This window comes from Neobacillus sp. B24, assembly GCF_055381825.1.
This window is the reverse complement of record NZ_AP035777.1, coordinates 1,701,034-1,715,319: the sequence shown is the minus strand read 5'-3', so window position 1 is coordinate 1,715,319 and position 14,286 is coordinate 1,701,034. Positions and strand designations below refer to the sequence as shown.

Here is a 14,286-nt window from a genome sequence, read left to right as displayed (position 1 = left end):
TTTAATTGATTTTTTTTAATAAAGGTGGCAAGCTACTCGATGAGATGGCTTCACCTCCTTTAATATAGGTTTGGATTTCGAGCATTCTTCCATGGCCATCGGACAGCGCGGATGGAATGGACATCCTGACGGTGGATTAATTGGACTTGGTACATCTCCCTTTAAAATAATCCGCTCCTTCTTTTGACGTGGATCTGGACTTGGAATGGCTGAAATTAATGCTTGGGTATATGGATGCAGCGGTTCAGCGTAAAGGCTATCTTTTTCACTTATCTCTACCATATTCCCTAAATACATAACACCGATTCGATCACTCATATGCTTTACGACACTTAAATCGTGAGCAATAAATAAGAATGTCAAATCAAATTCTTCTTGCAAATCTTTTAGTAGATTTAAGACCTGAGATTGAACAGATACGTCCAATGCGGATACCGGCTCATCCGCAATGATTAATTTCGGACGTAATGCCAAGGCGCGGGCAATCCCAATCCGCTGACGCTGACCTCCAGAAAACTCATGCGCATACTTGTAATAGGCATCCGGCGGCAGGCCGACCTTTTCCAATAAATCCATCACTTCTCGTTTTAATTCATCTTTACTTTTTTTCGAAAAGTTATAGATTGGTTCGGCAATAATATCCCCAACCATTTGCATGGGATTTAAAGAGGCATATGGATCTTGGAATACCATTTGCATATCCTTGCGAATTTCTCGTAAATTCTTTCCATAAAGACTTGTAATATCTTTATCGTCAAAAAGGATTTTTCCTTCTGTTGGTTTTATTAGCCTGAGAATAGTTCGGCCCGCAGTAGATTTACCGCAGCCTGATTCCCCAACTAGTCCTAAAGTTTCCCCTTTTTTTATCTCAAAGGAGATATTATCAACAGCTTTCACATGGCCGACTGTCCGCTTGAAAAATCCGCCTTTGACAGGATAATAGGTTTTAAGATTTTGTATTTCTAACAGATTTTCAGAATGTGACGATTGTTTTTCCTCATTCTTATGTACAGAAACGGTACTCATTACCTCACCCCTTCTCTTGGTTTGCTAGTTTCATAGAGCAGGCAGGCAACCTCGTGACCTTCCTCATTTTCCGCAAGCAGCGGTGTGGTTGTAAAGCATTCCGGAATCGCTTTCGGGCAGCGGTGGGCGAATCTGCATCCAACCTGAGGCATATTGGTCAACGATGGTACAATCCCTTGAATTGAACTAAGTCTTTCTTCTTCTTGATCCATTTTCGGGATGGCTCCAAGCAGCAAATTTGTATATGGATGCTTTGGATTATAAAATAAGGTATCCACATCGGTACGCTCTACAATCCTTCCTGCGTACATGACAATAACCTCGTCGCACATTTCGGCAACAACACCAAGGTCATGGGTAATCAGGATAATAGCCATATCGTTCACTTCTTGGATTTCCTTCAGCAACTCAAGAATTTGCGCCTGAACTGTAACATCCAAAGCTGTTGTTGGTTCATCTGCGATTAGCAGCTTAGGCTGACAGGCAATCGCAATCGCGATCATAACACGCTGCCGCATTCCTCCAGATAATTGGTGCGGATATTCGTCGACAATTTTTTCTGGTCTGGAAATTCCAACACTTTTTAAAAGCGCGATTGATTTTTGCCTTGCTTCCTGTTTCGATATTTTCATATGATTGAATAATACTTCTTGAAGCTGATAACCAATCGTGAATACTGGATTTAATGAGGTCATCGGTTCCTGGAAAATCATCGAAACGTCCTTGCCGCGGATTTTATTGATTTGAGCTTCAGACATTTTATCAAGATTTATACCATCAAAAATGATTTCACCTGATTTTACTTTACCAATCCCTTTGGGAAGCAATTGCATGATTGACAAGCTCATGACGGACTTACCACAGCCGGATTCACCTACAACCCCGACGATTTGTCTAGGTCTTACCTTAAACGAAACATTGTCTACAGCGTTATAGTACGTCCCATCAATATCGAAGGCTGTCTCTAAATTTTTCACTTCAAGCAATGGTGCCTCTTGAAGAAGTGTTTTTTTTGCGCTCATAGTACACCTTCTTACTTTTTTGAATTATTCTGTGAATTCGTTATATTTAAATAGAATTCTATTACAGAATTGTTACAATTGCAAGACTTTTTTGGAAAGTAAATCAATTCTGTTAACACAAAATTAAAAAAAGCCTATTTAAATAGGCTTTCTCTAGGATTAATATTGTCTTATTTAACATATTCGCTTGCTGGAATAGTGAAAGATAGTTTTGCAGAATAATGATGGTTCTCGTAAAATTTTCCAATAATATTATACCCAGAGGAATATCCAAGCAGTTGAGGGTATCTTCCTCCCCCATATAACAGTTCATCATGAATTCTTTCATTTTTCTTTTTTTTCAATTGCGGTTTCAAAAACCGTTCCCAAAAGATTATATGTTCTTCCTCTGAATACATATGGCACCAATTGGCTAAGTATTCTTTCCCGCAATGCTTTAATACTGCATACTCTGCTAAGCCTTCGATGACAATCGAGTCCAGCAACGTGTAATCTTCCATTTTTTTATTTAATGCTCGCAATCGGCAAACATGATGATATTCATGAACAAGCAATGCCTCGATTTCCTTAGCGTCATCATAGTGTGACAGAAATAGGAACATTTTGTCGGGATAGGATACTCCCGCTTTCCTCCGCTCCTCTTTTCTTGTGAATAGTCCACCTTTTCTTTCCATAGGGAAAAGAAATACAGGGATATCCGGACCGGACCATTTTTCTTTATATTTGTAAAACATTTTGTTAACTAGGTTCCAGACATCAGCCTCAAGCATTTTATCCAAGTATTTTTTTGACTGCCAAGACGGTCTGTACATTCCGAATTTTGACAGTTCATTATATATTTCGGCCGCTTTTTGATTGTTAAAAAAGGGCCGCAGCTTGGAACAGATTTTCATTGGTAAATCAAAGTTCTTTTCCATCCATTGATCGGTACGAATGACACCCATTCTTGCACCCCATTTTACTGTAATCTCTATTTTACAGTTTATGAAGGAAGGATAAGGAGGTTCGTGCCAAAAAGGACCGGGTGTGTTAGCCCGGTCCTTTCATCAATTACTGATATTTCTTTAATACAATTGTGGCATTGTGGCCGCCGAAACCTAATGAGTTGCTCATTACGGCCTTTATTTCTTTTGGACGGGCGGCATTTGTGACATAGTCCAGATCGCACTCTGGATCAGGTGTTTCGTAATTCATCGTTGGCGGCAGAATGCTATCCTTAATAGCTAGCACTGAGAAAATGGCTTCCACACCACCGGCTGCCCCTAATAAGTGTCCAGTCATTGATTTTGTGGAGCTCATTGCCAAATGATAAGCGTGGTCACCAAACACTTCCTTCACTGCTGCCGTTTCAAACTTGTCGTTATATTCTGTGCTGGTCCCATGAGCATTAATGTAATCAATGTCTTCTGGCTTCAATCCCGCATCATTAAGTGCCATCTTCATCGCTCTGGCACCGCCTTCCCCCCCAGGAGCAGGAGCGGTGATATGATAGGCATCGCCAGTAGCACCATAACCAACGATTTCGGCATATATTTTTGCACCCCGAGCTAACGCGTGTTCCAATTCTTCCAATATAACAATGCCGGCACCCTCACCAATGACAAAGCCGTCGCGATTTTTATCAAACGGTCTGCTTGCAGTTTGCGGGTCCGGATTGGTTGACAATGCAGTGTTGGCACAAAAGCCTGCAACCGCCATTCTTGTAATCGGAGCCTCTGTTCCGCCGGTTACCATGGCATCGGCATCCCCGCGTTGAATGACTTTAAAGGCATCACCAATCGAATTAGTTCCTGTTGCACATGCCGTAACAGTACAGGAATTAAAGCCTCTTGCACCAAGGGTAATCGATACCTGGCCAGTTGCCATGTCGGGAATCATCATCGGGACAAAGAATGGGCTGACACGACGATAGCCTCGTTTTTGAAATACCTCAAATTGCTGTTCAAACGTTTCCATGCCGCCGATACCGGAGCCAATCCAAACTCCGACACGATGTGAATTCTCTTCATTGATAGTCAGATTCGCATCTTTAACTGCCATAATTGAACTGGCGACAGCATATTGAGTAAAACGGTCCATTTTGCGGACATCTTTTTTATCGATAAATAGTTCCGGATTAAAATCCTTGACCTCCGCGGCAACCTTTGCCGAGTACTCATCCGGGTTCAATCTTGTTAACGGTCCAACTCCAGATTTCCCTTCCAGGATTCCTTTCCAAGTTGTTTCAACATCGTTTCCAAGTGGTGTGACCGCTCCAACGCCTGTTACGACAACCCTGCGATTTACCATTCTTACATCTCCTTTTTCACGTAACTTTTCCTTTAATAATACTCTGTCTCTCTCTTTTCATACTGTTCCCTAAAATTTGTTTCTAGCAAATCTACCTACTATTTTCCCCAGCGAATGGCAATGGCTCCCCAAGTGAGCCCGCCGCCAAATCCCACCATTACAATCAAATCATCATCCTTTATCTTTCCTGCCTCAAGTTCTTCTACAATGGAAATGGGAATAGATGCCGCTGAAGTGTTACCATATTTATCCACAGTTTTAGACATTTTTTCAACTGGGAGCTCCAATCTTTGTCTGGATGCTTCCATAATACGGATATTGGCTTGGTGCGGAATCAGAAAGTCTACATCCTCTTTCTTAAGTCCAGCCTTGTCAAGAACATGGATACAGCTCTCGCCCATTTGTCTGACGGCAAACTTGAACACTTCTCGTCCATTCATAATAATATATTCGTCTTGGTACAGGTGTTTTCCTCCTGTCCCATCGGCACCAAGCTCGAACGCAAGAATCCCGCGGTGATCCGATACAGGACCAATCACGGCGGCTCCGGCCCCGTCGCCAAATAATACGGCTGTATTGCGGTCATTCCAATCGGTAATTTTCGAAAGCTTCTCAACGCCAACGACTAAGACATTTTTATATACGCTGGTCTCAATAAATTGTTTGGCCGTAACTATCCCATACATAAATCCTGCACATGCAGCGCTAATATCCATTGCTGCTGCTTTCATTGCCCCAAGACGCTCCTGAATTCTGCATGCTACAGAAGGGAATGGGGTATCCGGGGTAACCGTTGCAACTAAAATTAAATCAATGTCCTCCGGCCCAATTCCGGCATCCGCAATTGCTTTTTCTGCGGCAAAAAAAGCCATATCGGATGTATCAATATCATCTGAAGCAATTCTGCGTTGTTCAATTCCGGTTCGGGTACGGATCCATTCATCGGAGGTATCCATCATCTTTTCCAGATCAGCGTTAGTCACAATCTTTTCTGGTAAATACCGGCCAATTCCGATTATTCCTGCTCTCATACTTCCATCTCCTTTGGATTTATGAAGAATATATATCCTTAATTAATATCAATTATTATGACTTGGTACTAATTTTAGCAGATTAAACTCTATTTAAGCAACCTTTTCTTAACTTACCCAAAAAAACAAGCTCCCGTCATGCTTACGGCAGCTTGTTTCTTCCGGAATAACTCATTCCCTCAATCCTGATTTTGAAAAAGTAATCTAGTATGGTCCCTTTGTTTTGCGAACGAATCAGCCAATGCTGTAACTTTTTTTACCGGCATTCTGACAATATCCCTGCTAATTAAATGTTCATTGTTTAAGTCGGTAAGACTTGGCTCAATCTTTAAATAGTCGGCACATAGCTGCCAATAGTTATCCTTGCCGCTTTCCAATAAAAACTCCCCAGACTTTCCGGTTTCCAAAATGTCAATCATCGTTTCAACTGCATCTTCCACAAACAGGGCGTCCCCAAGCCATTCCCTTTGCGCGCCAGAAATCCTGCCTTTGTTTATCGAGGACAGGATGGCCTGTTGAAACAGAAAGACCGAAGGCTGCCAAGGACCATAGATGGTTGGTAAGTAGATTTCTTGATAGGTCCCAGCTTGTTCCTTCAACTTTTCCGTCAACCCGTCCAAAGGCAAATGGTAGTCAGAATGAAGCAATTGGATTGGCAGAATGACCGCAGTATCTGCCTGCGTATGAAATCGGCTCATAAATCCAATAATTTCCTCATTTATATCATCATTTAACAAAGTACGTTCCTGGCCAAGCATATAGAAATCATATAATGATAAAATAACTGTTCTCTTTGTTGTTGGGTCCACTTCCTCATTGACTAAATTCGTTAAGGTATACTCAGAAAAATTTGCATTTCTGCCGACTTCAAGTCTTTTTTCATCATGATAGGATGTTCGCTCCATATCTCCAATTGACACGCCGCTTACTTCAATCCCGTTATCTAACAGAGATTTACACATTTGAAAGCCGACAAAGTTATAAACGCCCAAAATTACGACCTTGTCCATAAGTTCTTCCTCCTCCAACTTCCTTACTGAATCCTATGCAGATCAATAAGGAAATATTTCACCGGAAGAGGAGGAAGCTTTAAAGGTCATATTCATGATTTTTAAAAAACTTAATGCACACTTTCCCAATCTGTAGTTTTTTTTCTGGAAGAATAAAGGTAGGATTTAGTTTCGGGGTTACTGTAACTTGTTGATATTGCTTGGATTGATTATATAATCGACCTCCTGACAGGATATGAATAATTTTGACCGGGCAGCCATCATCGAGTTTAATAGCATCCTCCATACTGGCTATCCTGCTTTCAATGTCATGTTGATCTTTTTCGTAGGCAGATACTAATTCCCTTATTAACTTCTTATAAAAAAATTTATGTTCCTTCTCTTGTTCAAGATGATATTTCAATGAAAGAATCGGATTAAGCAGCACAACTGACCTAATTTGTTCATTCATTTTCTCCATCAATTGCAGGGCTACCAAAGCCCCCATACCTTCTGCCAAAATATGAATCTTGTTATTTATGATTTCACTGCGAATGATGTGCTGATATAATCTTTGCGCAAGGTCGACGGCACTTTCACTTCCCCAGTTGCGTCCATACAGATTTGAGGAAAAAATGGTGTACCCACTTTCTTTTAAATCTTCAATAATCGTTTGTTTCCCCTCATTTTGCGTCCAGAAGCACTTTCCCTCGTCCACATAATGCCGTTCATCACCGATTACCAAGATCCCAAATCCGGTAGGCTGCTCCGGGTAATAAATAATATTCCATTGGGTATCAATTTGAAAACTGCGAGTTTCCATTGGTATATCTCCTTTTACATATTTCCTCATGATAATGTATGTCATTTCACAAAAGATGCTAGGGACTTCGCCTATTTCCCGGTAATAAATAAAGAAAACGTTTTATATTTTTATTATCATGTGGTAATATTAGAAATGATGTAAAATAGGCAGGTGATATTTAGTGCGTTACTTTTGGACATTTTTCTGGACTTTTCTTTTAGTACAAATGCTTACATATGTAGTTAGTTCCATGTCGGGTGTTGGATTTGATTTTAAGGCGGGGGCTATCGTTTCTGTGATTGTCACTATTCTTATTTACGCCGCTTCTGCGATCATTCCGAATGAACCGGCCAGCAGCAAACATTAGATTTTCAGAAAAGGTCTTCCATGAGTGGAAGACCTTTTTTCATTAGTCTATATTTATATCAACTTCTCCATCATTGACAATGATTTCTGCTCTCGACCCCTCATGCAGCTTTCCGGCAATAATAACCCTGGCAAGCTTGGTTTCGATATTTCTCTGAATATACCGCTTTAACGGGCGCGCACCATAGATAGGATCAAAACCGTTAATGGCAATGAATTCTTTAGCTGCATCATTGATGGAAATTTCAATTTGCTGGTCTTTTAATCTTCCTTGAAGCTCCTTTAACAGCTTCACAACGATATTTTTGATATCGCCCAACGATAATGGCTTAAACAAAATTGTCTCATCAATCCGATTTAAAAATTCCGGACGGAAATGAGCTCTTAACTGGCTTAACACATTTTCCCTAGCCTTCTCTGAAATCCCTTCCTCATCTTCGGCCCTATCGAGCAAAAACTGGGAACCGATATTGGATGTCATAATGATGACGGTGTTTTTAAAGTCAACCACCCTTCCCTGTGAGTCAGTAATCCGGCCATCATCGAGAGCTTGCAGGAGGATATTAAATACTTCCGGATGTGCTTTTTCTATTTCATCCATTAATATCACACAGTACGGCCGCCTTCTAACGGCTTCCGTCAACTGACCTCCTTCTTCATAGCCGACATATCCTGGAGGTGCACCAATGAGACGGGAAACGGCATGCTTTTCCATATATTCGGACATATCGATGCGAATAATATGTTCTTCACTGTCGAACAACGCTTCCGCTAGAGCTTTAGCCAGTTCTGTTTTTCCAACTCCGGTCGGTCCCAAAAATAAAAACGAACCAATTGGTCTGTTGGGGTCTTTGATTCCCGCCCTGGCGCGGAGGACCGCATCTGTTACTAGATTGACCGCTTCATCTTGACCAATAACCCGTTCTTGCAAAATTGATTCCAGCCTGAGCAGCTTTTCACGTTCGCCTTCAACCAGTTTTGCCAGTGGAATGCCTGTCCACCTAGAAATAATATTCGATATTTCTTCGCCGGTTACCTCCTCACGCAGCAAACGATTTTCGGATTGTGTTTCTGTCTCAAGCTCCTTTAATTCTTTTTCAGCTTGCGGGATTCTTCCGTGCCGCAGCTCTGCAGCCCGGTTTAAATCATATCGGTCTTCTGCCTGCTGAAGCTCCCGGCGTAGCTTTTCGATTTGCTCCCGTTTTTCCTGCAATTTTTGGATGGTTTCTTTTTCCCCAAGCCATTTGGCTTTCATACTATTTGCTTGATCCTTTAAATCGGCTAATTCCTTTTGCAGAGTTTCAAGCCTTTGTTTGCTGACTTCATCATGCTCTTTTCTTAAGGCGGCGTCCTCAATTTCAAGTTGCATCACTCTGCGCGTGACTTCATCAAGTTCAGTTGGCATCGAATCGATTTCAGTCCGAATCATCGCACAAGCCTCATCAACTAAATCAATGGCTTTGTCAGGCAAAAAACGGTCAGAAATATAGCGATCTGACAAAGTGGCAGCGATTACTAAAGCATGGTCATGTATTTTTACCCCATGATGGACTTCAAAACGCTCCTTTAAGCCCCGCAAAATGGAAATGGTGTCCTCGACATCAGGTTCTTGGACTAACACTTGCTGAAAGCGCCGTTCCAATGCCGGGTCTTTTTCAATATACTTCCGGTGCTCATCAAGTGTCGTTGCTCCAATACAATGAAGTTCACCCCGTGCGAGCATTGGTTTTAACATATTGCCGGCATCCATGGCACCATCGGTTCTGCCCGCACCGACAATCGTATGAATTTCATCGATAAACAACAGGATTTGCCCTTCGCTTTTTTTGATTTCATTTAAAACGGCTTTCAGTCTTTCTTCAAATTCTCCCCTGAATTTAGCTCCGGCGATCAAGGCGCTCATATCAAGCGAGAAGATGGTTTTATCCTTCAGCCCTTCTGGAACATCCTTGCGAACAATTCGTTGGGCAAGCCCTTCCACAATGGCTGTCTTTCCTACACCCGGTTCGCCGATTAACACTGGATTGTTTTTGGTTTTTCTTGACAGAATCCTAATCACATTGCGGATTTCCGTATCCCTGCCAATCACAGGATCAATTTTTCCTGCCTTTACCTCTGCCACTAAATCCCGGCCATATTTTTTTAATGCTTCATAACCTGTTTCAGGATTTTGTGAAGTCACCCTTTGATTCCCCCTAATTTCTTTAATGGCGGAAAGTATTTTTTCTGGGCTTCCGCCTAATCCTGCAATAATCCTTTTTATTTCAGAATCATTTCCGTTCACAGCGGCCATAAGAATGTGTTCAACCGATAAATACTCGTCACTCAGCTTGGCAGCGAATTCTTCGGCACTTACCAGCAGCTTTTGCAATTTAGAAGTTATATACAGTTTCCCGTGTTCAGCCCCGCTGCCGATCACTTGCGGCTTTTTCCCCATGCTTTCCTTCAAGCGATATTCAACTTTTTCCGGTGAAATCCCAGCCCGTTCCATAATTGAGGCAATCAGACTGTCATCCTGGCCCAATAAAGCCAAAAATAAATGAGGCTCATCTATTTCCTGGTGATTATTTTTAACCGCCAGACTCTGAGCATCCATCATTCCTTTTTGCAGCCTCTCCGTCATTTTGTTTAAGTCCATTTTCTCAACTCCTTATTTGACCTTTCTTGACCTATTTTCTTTATTATATTATAACACTGCGTTGAAAGTAAAATTTAGAAAGAGCCATCCAGGTTTGGATGACTCTTGGTTTTTTACTATTATGGCTTGCGCTGATACGTCCAAACTCGTTCATCGTTTGAGGATTCAGGGAATCTGTCCCCGGCTTTCAGCTTTATTTTTTTCGGATTGATTACATTGCTCCCCGTGTCTCCAACTTCAATATATACGCCATTATTGGGGGCTTTTTGCCCTGAGCGAAACTGACGATTTTGACCCATTCTTTTCCCTCCTTAACGTTACAACTTTATTATTTCCGTTTCCATTCACACCATTATTGGAAGTTCTTTCATGCGTCCTCAAAAAATCTTACGTTATTTTCCAATACCCTTTATTTTTCAACATTTGACGATTGTATGAACTTATTCTACAGATATTGCTAAAGATTCTCCGTTAACAATATAATGATAGTAGAATCTTGTAAAAATATAACATTGGCTGTCATTTGGATAATAGAAAAGTGGCACAAATTCATACAACCTTTTACTAAGATTGATTAACCCGTTAAAGGTGGTTACTCTTATGCAGTTAGTTGAAGAAATACCTGTACAGTTGACACATCTCTTTGAGACGATTCATTATATCAAGAAAATGGAGAAAGGTTGCTTTCTATTCCAAGAAGGGGCAGCTGCAGAAGAAATGTATATCATTCAAAGCGGTATTCTTCAGATTAGTAAAATAATCCCTGACGGCCGCGAGCTTACATTACGCATGTGCTCAGGGGGTGACTTCGTCGGTGAATTACAGTTATTTTCCCCGTCACCTAAATATTTATTGAGTGCACGTGTCATTGAGAGTGGTGAGGTAGCTGTAATCAAACGAGATTTATTTGAAGAAAAGCTTTCACAAGATTTGCCGCTCTCCTTTGAATTTATAAAATGGATGAGCCAGCAATATCGCAAAACACAAACCCGTTTCCGTGACTTGGTGTTACACGGAAAAAAAGGTGCGCTCTACTCCACTCTGATTCGGATCAGCAACAGCTATGGTATACAGACCAATAAAGGCATCTATATTGATTTGCCGCTGACCAATCAGGAATTGGCCAATTTCTGCGGAACATCAAGAGAAGTGGTCAATCGTTTGTTAAGTGACCTAAGAAAGTCTGGCGTAATCTCGATTGAACGAGGCCAGATAACCATTCATGATTTGGATTATTTGAAAACGGAGATTGATTGTGAGGATTGCCCAACGGAAATTTGTAAAGTTGATTAGAATAAAAAAATCGGTCCTGTCAAGGGACCGATTTTTTTGCTGGTATTAGTGAAAATAAAGGATTTGTAGTGCCATAATCACGAAGAATATCGCCGAGTTTACAATTTCGTATATACCAATTTGTTTTGGGGTTAGTTTTTTTCCATAAAAGACGACTGCCCGGACCAAGCTTGGTATATAGGCAAGCGCGACGACCCAAAACCCGAGTACCAGCCATGAAATCACCAAAATAAGGTGATATATCCACGAAACCCACTTAAATTGTAAATTTTTCTTTTCTCTGATCATGGTTTTTACATAAAAAGTACAGCCTGCGAAGAAGAGCATTGAGCCGATAAATGTATATAATAACGTTTCAACTGTAATGTTTCCCCTGCCGAAATAACTGCTGGCCAGCCCAGCAATGGAAAAGGCGCAAATGGCACTGATATCATTCATGAACGCGCGATCTTGGTTAATCGCGGTATAATAGGTATTAATCACAAAGAATGGAAGCATCAGCAGTCCAAAATAGACAATTGTCGGCCGTTCGACCAAAGGTATTAATAGCAGTAACAAAGCAGGTACCAGATAAATTAACGTCCACTTTGTATAAAAAGGAACCTTTTTCTTTTTAAAAAGAAGCAGCATCGGATAGGTTGCCAAATATAATAACAGCCAACCGAGGAAAAACGGGATATGCTGCCAAATAAATCCTCCATTAATGACCCCGAGCCAAAACGGGATAATTAACATTGCCCATGCACCATGCTGTTTTGGTAGAAATATCTTCATCATATTTCACTCCTTAATCCAACTATCTTCACTATAATGGAGCACAGGGGAATAAAGTGTGAATCACATCACAAAAAAACAAAAAAGAGGCCTCAGCCTCTCTCTTCGACACAATTTCTTAATAATTCTACGGTCCACTCCACGCTGTTACCGTCGTTAATATGAAACCTAGGCACATCCAGATCCATTTGGGCCGCAATGTTTTCCCTCAAATCATCCTGCCAATAGATTATGGCTTTAATATTGGTTAGTTCTGATAGCAATGGCAAATCTGCCTCAGTTCTCATCAGTACAACCTTGGGAAATGGTTGATGTTTATACCCCTCAACTAAAATCACATCCGATTCAAAAAAACTCAACAACTCAATTTGGTCCTGCAAACCAATATCGGTTCCCTCTGCCTGGAGAATCATTCTGCCACATCCTTCGACGATCGAAGCGGAGGCACCTGCTGAAAGATGTTTCAGCGAATCCTTATTCTCCTGGACCTCTGGTTTGCCGCCATGGCCGTGATGCTTAATCGTGGCAACAGCGATTCCCGCGGCTCTTAGACCTTGAATTACCTTCAATGTAAAGGTGGTCTTGCCGCTATTTTGATAACCAGCAACCTGAAAAATAATTGGTTTTACCAAGGCCATTCACTGCCGGTTTGGTCTTCAAGCAGCAGCACATCTACTTCACTGCCAGCGGTAAATCCTCTTGTTCCACCGGGCAAAATGGTTAACGAATTGGCTCCAGCCAAGCTCATGATGATATTGGACTTATCTAAGCCGCTTGGGCTTACTTTTAGTCTTCCGTTTTCAATGGATACGGCACTGCGGACAAATCTTGTAAACGGGTTGGCTTTTGGAAAATCAACATCTAGGATAGCAGTTTCTTTTCTTAAATGCGGTTTTTCTGAACATAACATTCTGCGAATAATCGGCCGGGCAAATAATTCAAATCCGACATAACAGGCTGAGGGGTTGCCTGACAATCCGAACAGCAGCTTTCCGTTAAAGTGTGCTACAGTCGTTACGCTTCCCGGCCTCATAGCTACCTTATTAAACAACACTTGAGCATTCAGTTTTTCATAAATTTCCGGAAGATAATCAAAATCGCCAACGGAAACTCCCCCCGTCGTGATTAAAATATCCACTTTGTCTAGTGCAGTTCTAACTGCTTCAAAACAGGTATCAAATTCATCCGGCAGTTTCCCAAAATATTGAACATGAGCACCAACTCGTTCAATTTGAGCCGCAATCATATGCGAATTACTGTTGCGAATTTTCCCTGGTACGAGCGTTTCTTCAACCTCTAGTAGTTCAGTGCCGGTCGCGAATAAGCCAACGGTCGGTTTTTTGGCAACCGGAACATGCTTATAGCCAAAAGTAGCGAGCATTGCCTGAATGCCAGGATTAATCAATGTTCCTTTTTTGACAAGAACCTCGCCCTCTTTAGCATCTTCCCCTCTAAACGAAACATTTTCGCCTTTTTTAAACTGCCGCTTAATAGACATGTATGGAGTACCATTCTCTTCAAAGGTTTTGGCTACTTCAAACATGACCACAGCATCAGTTCCTTCTGGCATAATTGCACCGGTCATGATTCTAACAGCTTGATTTTTATGTACCTGTTTCTGTGAAACCATTCCAGCCCCTATATGATCAATGACCTCAAATTGTATTGGATTTGCAAGATTTGCTTCACTGGTATCAATTGACCTGACAGCAAAGCCATCATATGGTGCCCGGTCGAAATGCGGAACATCACAGGTGGCCGTTAAGTCTTCCGATAAAAATCTTCCATAACTTTCATCTATCGAAACATGCTCTATGGCACCGAGCAGTTCAAATTCCATAACTTTGCTTACAGCTTCCCCGATTGGGATAGGTTGTCTTCTTTCAAACAATTAAATCGGCTCCCATCCTTGAAAAAAATCAAATTTTTGTTTTTATATATTATTCATTATAAGCCTACAGAAAACTTACAAACATGGCAAATGTCACAAATGTGAAAGTTTCTTGACCACTTTTATAAAAACATTTGGAATCTGTGATGAGGGTCACCAAGT

The 14,286-nt window shown here is 41.3% G+C and carries 14 protein-coding genes; 2 read left to right on the top strand and 12 right to left on the bottom strand.

Features of this window, described 5'->3' with window-relative positions:
* Window positions 1–15: 15 nt before the first annotated feature.
* From ACZ43M_RS08580 to ACZ43M_RS08550, 7 genes are all read right to left on the bottom strand, one after another.
* The gene (locus ACZ43M_RS08580; protein ID WP_464506988.1) at window positions 16–1,026 is read right to left on the bottom strand and encodes an ABC transporter ATP-binding protein; all 1,011 of its coding nucleotides are present in this window, start codon (window positions 1,024–1,026) and stop codon (window positions 16–18) included.
* Complete coding sequence (locus tag ACZ43M_RS08575; RefSeq protein ID WP_464506987.1) at window positions 1,026–2,048, bottom strand: ABC transporter ATP-binding protein; 1,023 nt, start codon at window positions 2,046–2,048, stop codon at window positions 1,026–1,028. The genes ACZ43M_RS08580 and ACZ43M_RS08575 overlap by 1 nt, the downstream gene beginning before the upstream one ends.
* A gap of 170 nt (window positions 2,049–2,218) precedes the next feature.
* The gene (locus ACZ43M_RS08570) at window positions 2,219–2,992 is read right to left on the bottom strand and encodes a DUF2268 domain-containing putative Zn-dependent protease (RefSeq protein WP_464506986.1); all 774 of its coding nucleotides are present in this window, start codon (window positions 2,990–2,992) and stop codon (window positions 2,219–2,221) included.
* A 106-nt stretch (window positions 2,993–3,098) separates the two neighbouring features.
* A complete protein-coding gene (gene fabF, locus ACZ43M_RS08565; RefSeq protein ID WP_464506985.1) occupies window positions 3,099–4,337 on the bottom strand; it encodes a beta-ketoacyl-ACP synthase II in 1,239 nt (412 codons plus the stop codon).
* Between the two features lie 98 nt (window positions 4,338–4,435).
* On the bottom strand, window positions 4,436–5,368 hold the full coding sequence (locus ACZ43M_RS08560; protein WP_464506984.1) for a beta-ketoacyl-ACP synthase III: 933 nt from the start codon (window positions 5,366–5,368) through the stop codon (window positions 4,436–4,438).
* Window positions 5,369–5,547: 179 nt separating this feature from the next.
* The gene (locus tag ACZ43M_RS08555) at window positions 5,548–6,378 is read right to left on the bottom strand and encodes a hypothetical protein (protein WP_464506983.1); all 831 of its coding nucleotides are present in this window, start codon (window positions 6,376–6,378) and stop codon (window positions 5,548–5,550) included.
* Between the two features lie 79 nt (window positions 6,379–6,457).
* A complete protein-coding gene (locus ACZ43M_RS08550; RefSeq protein WP_464506982.1) occupies window positions 6,458–7,180 on the bottom strand; it encodes a hydrolase in 723 nt (240 codons plus the stop codon).
* 163 nt (window positions 7,181–7,343) lie between these two features.
* Between ACZ43M_RS08550 and ACZ43M_RS08545 the strand changes: the two genes are divergently transcribed.
* Window positions 7,344–7,529, top strand: coding sequence for a YjzD family protein (locus tag ACZ43M_RS08545; RefSeq protein WP_464506981.1), 186 nt, complete (start codon window positions 7,344–7,346; stop codon window positions 7,527–7,529).
* 42 nt (window positions 7,530–7,571) lie between these two features.
* Here ACZ43M_RS08545 and clpB read toward each other — a convergent pair whose 3' ends face one another.
* Together clpB and ACZ43M_RS08535 are read right to left on the bottom strand one after the other, a co-directional pair.
* Window positions 7,572–10,166, bottom strand: a complete 2,595-nt coding sequence (clpB, locus tag ACZ43M_RS08540) for an ATP-dependent chaperone ClpB (RefSeq protein WP_464506980.1) — start codon at window positions 10,164–10,166, stop codon at window positions 7,572–7,574.
* Window positions 10,167–10,285: 119 nt separating this feature from the next.
* Window positions 10,286–10,465: a YjzC family protein gene (locus ACZ43M_RS08535; RefSeq protein ID WP_464506979.1), complete on the bottom strand. Its 180-nt coding sequence runs from the start codon at window positions 10,463–10,465 to the stop codon at window positions 10,286–10,288.
* A gap of 301 nt (window positions 10,466–10,766) precedes the next feature.
* Between ACZ43M_RS08535 and ACZ43M_RS08530 the strand changes: the two genes are divergently transcribed.
* Complete coding sequence (locus tag ACZ43M_RS08530) at window positions 10,767–11,459, top strand: Crp/Fnr family transcriptional regulator (protein WP_464506978.1); 693 nt, start codon at window positions 10,767–10,769, stop codon at window positions 11,457–11,459.
* Window positions 11,460–11,504: 45 nt separating this feature from the next.
* On the opposite strand, the gene ACZ43M_RS08525 is transcribed toward ACZ43M_RS08530, so the two are convergent.
* The 3 genes from ACZ43M_RS08525 to ACZ43M_RS08515 form a co-directional block, all read right to left on the bottom strand.
* On the bottom strand, window positions 11,505–12,233 hold the full coding sequence (locus ACZ43M_RS08525; RefSeq protein ID WP_464507989.1) for a YwiC-like family protein: 729 nt from the start codon (window positions 12,231–12,233) through the stop codon (window positions 11,505–11,507).
* 92 nt (window positions 12,234–12,325) lie between these two features.
* The gene (mobB, locus tag ACZ43M_RS08520) at window positions 12,326–12,871 is read right to left on the bottom strand and encodes a molybdopterin-guanine dinucleotide biosynthesis protein B (protein WP_464506977.1); all 546 of its coding nucleotides are present in this window, start codon (window positions 12,869–12,871) and stop codon (window positions 12,326–12,328) included.
* Complete coding sequence (locus tag ACZ43M_RS08515) at window positions 12,859–14,124, bottom strand: molybdopterin molybdotransferase MoeA (protein ID WP_464506976.1); 1,266 nt, start codon at window positions 14,122–14,124, stop codon at window positions 12,859–12,861. Before ACZ43M_RS08515 ends, mobB begins: the two co-directional genes overlap by 13 nt.
* Window positions 14,125–14,286: the final 162 nt, after the last annotated feature.

Excerpts from the sequence above, each read along its gene's own strand:
- ACZ43M_RS08580 (WP_464506988.1), bottom strand. The coding sequence starts at position 1,026 with ATGAGTACCGTTTCTGTACATAAGAATGAGGAAAAACAATCGTCACAT.
- ACZ43M_RS08575 (WP_464506987.1), bottom strand. The coding sequence starts at position 2,048 with ATGAGCGCAAAAAAAACACTTCTTCAAGAGGCACCATTGCTTGAAGTG.
- ACZ43M_RS08570 (WP_464506986.1), bottom strand. The coding sequence starts at position 2,992 with ATGGGTGTCATTCGTACCGATCAATGGATGGAAAAGAACTTTGATTTA.
- fabF (WP_464506985.1), bottom strand. The coding sequence starts at position 4,337 with ATGGTAAATCGCAGGGTTGTCGTAACAGGCGTTGGAGCGGTCACACCA.
- ACZ43M_RS08560 (WP_464506984.1), bottom strand. The coding sequence starts at position 5,368 with ATGAGAGCAGGAATAATCGGAATTGGCCGGTATTTACCAGAAAAGATT.
- ACZ43M_RS08555 (WP_464506983.1), bottom strand. The coding sequence starts at position 6,378 with ATGGACAAGGTCGTAATTTTGGGCGTTTATAACTTTGTCGGCTTTCAA.
- ACZ43M_RS08550 (WP_464506982.1), bottom strand. The coding sequence starts at position 7,180 with ATGGAAACTCGCAGTTTTCAAATTGATACCCAATGGAATATTATTTAT.
- clpB (WP_464506980.1), bottom strand. The coding sequence starts at position 10,166 with ATGGACTTAAACAAAATGACGGAGAGGCTGCAAAAAGGAATGATGGAT.
- ACZ43M_RS08535 (WP_464506979.1), bottom strand. The coding sequence starts at position 10,465 with ATGGGTCAAAATCGTCAGTTTCGCTCAGGGCAAAAAGCCCCCAATAAT.
- ACZ43M_RS08530 (WP_464506978.1), top strand. The coding sequence starts at position 10,767 with ATGCAGTTAGTTGAAGAAATACCTGTACAGTTGACACATCTCTTTGAG.
- ACZ43M_RS08525 (WP_464507989.1), bottom strand. The coding sequence starts at position 12,233 with ATGAAGATATTTCTACCAAAACAGCATGGTGCATGGGCAATGTTAATT.
- mobB (WP_464506977.1), bottom strand. The coding sequence starts at position 12,871 with ATGGCCTTGGTAAAACCAATTATTTTTCAGGTTGCTGGTTATCAAAAT.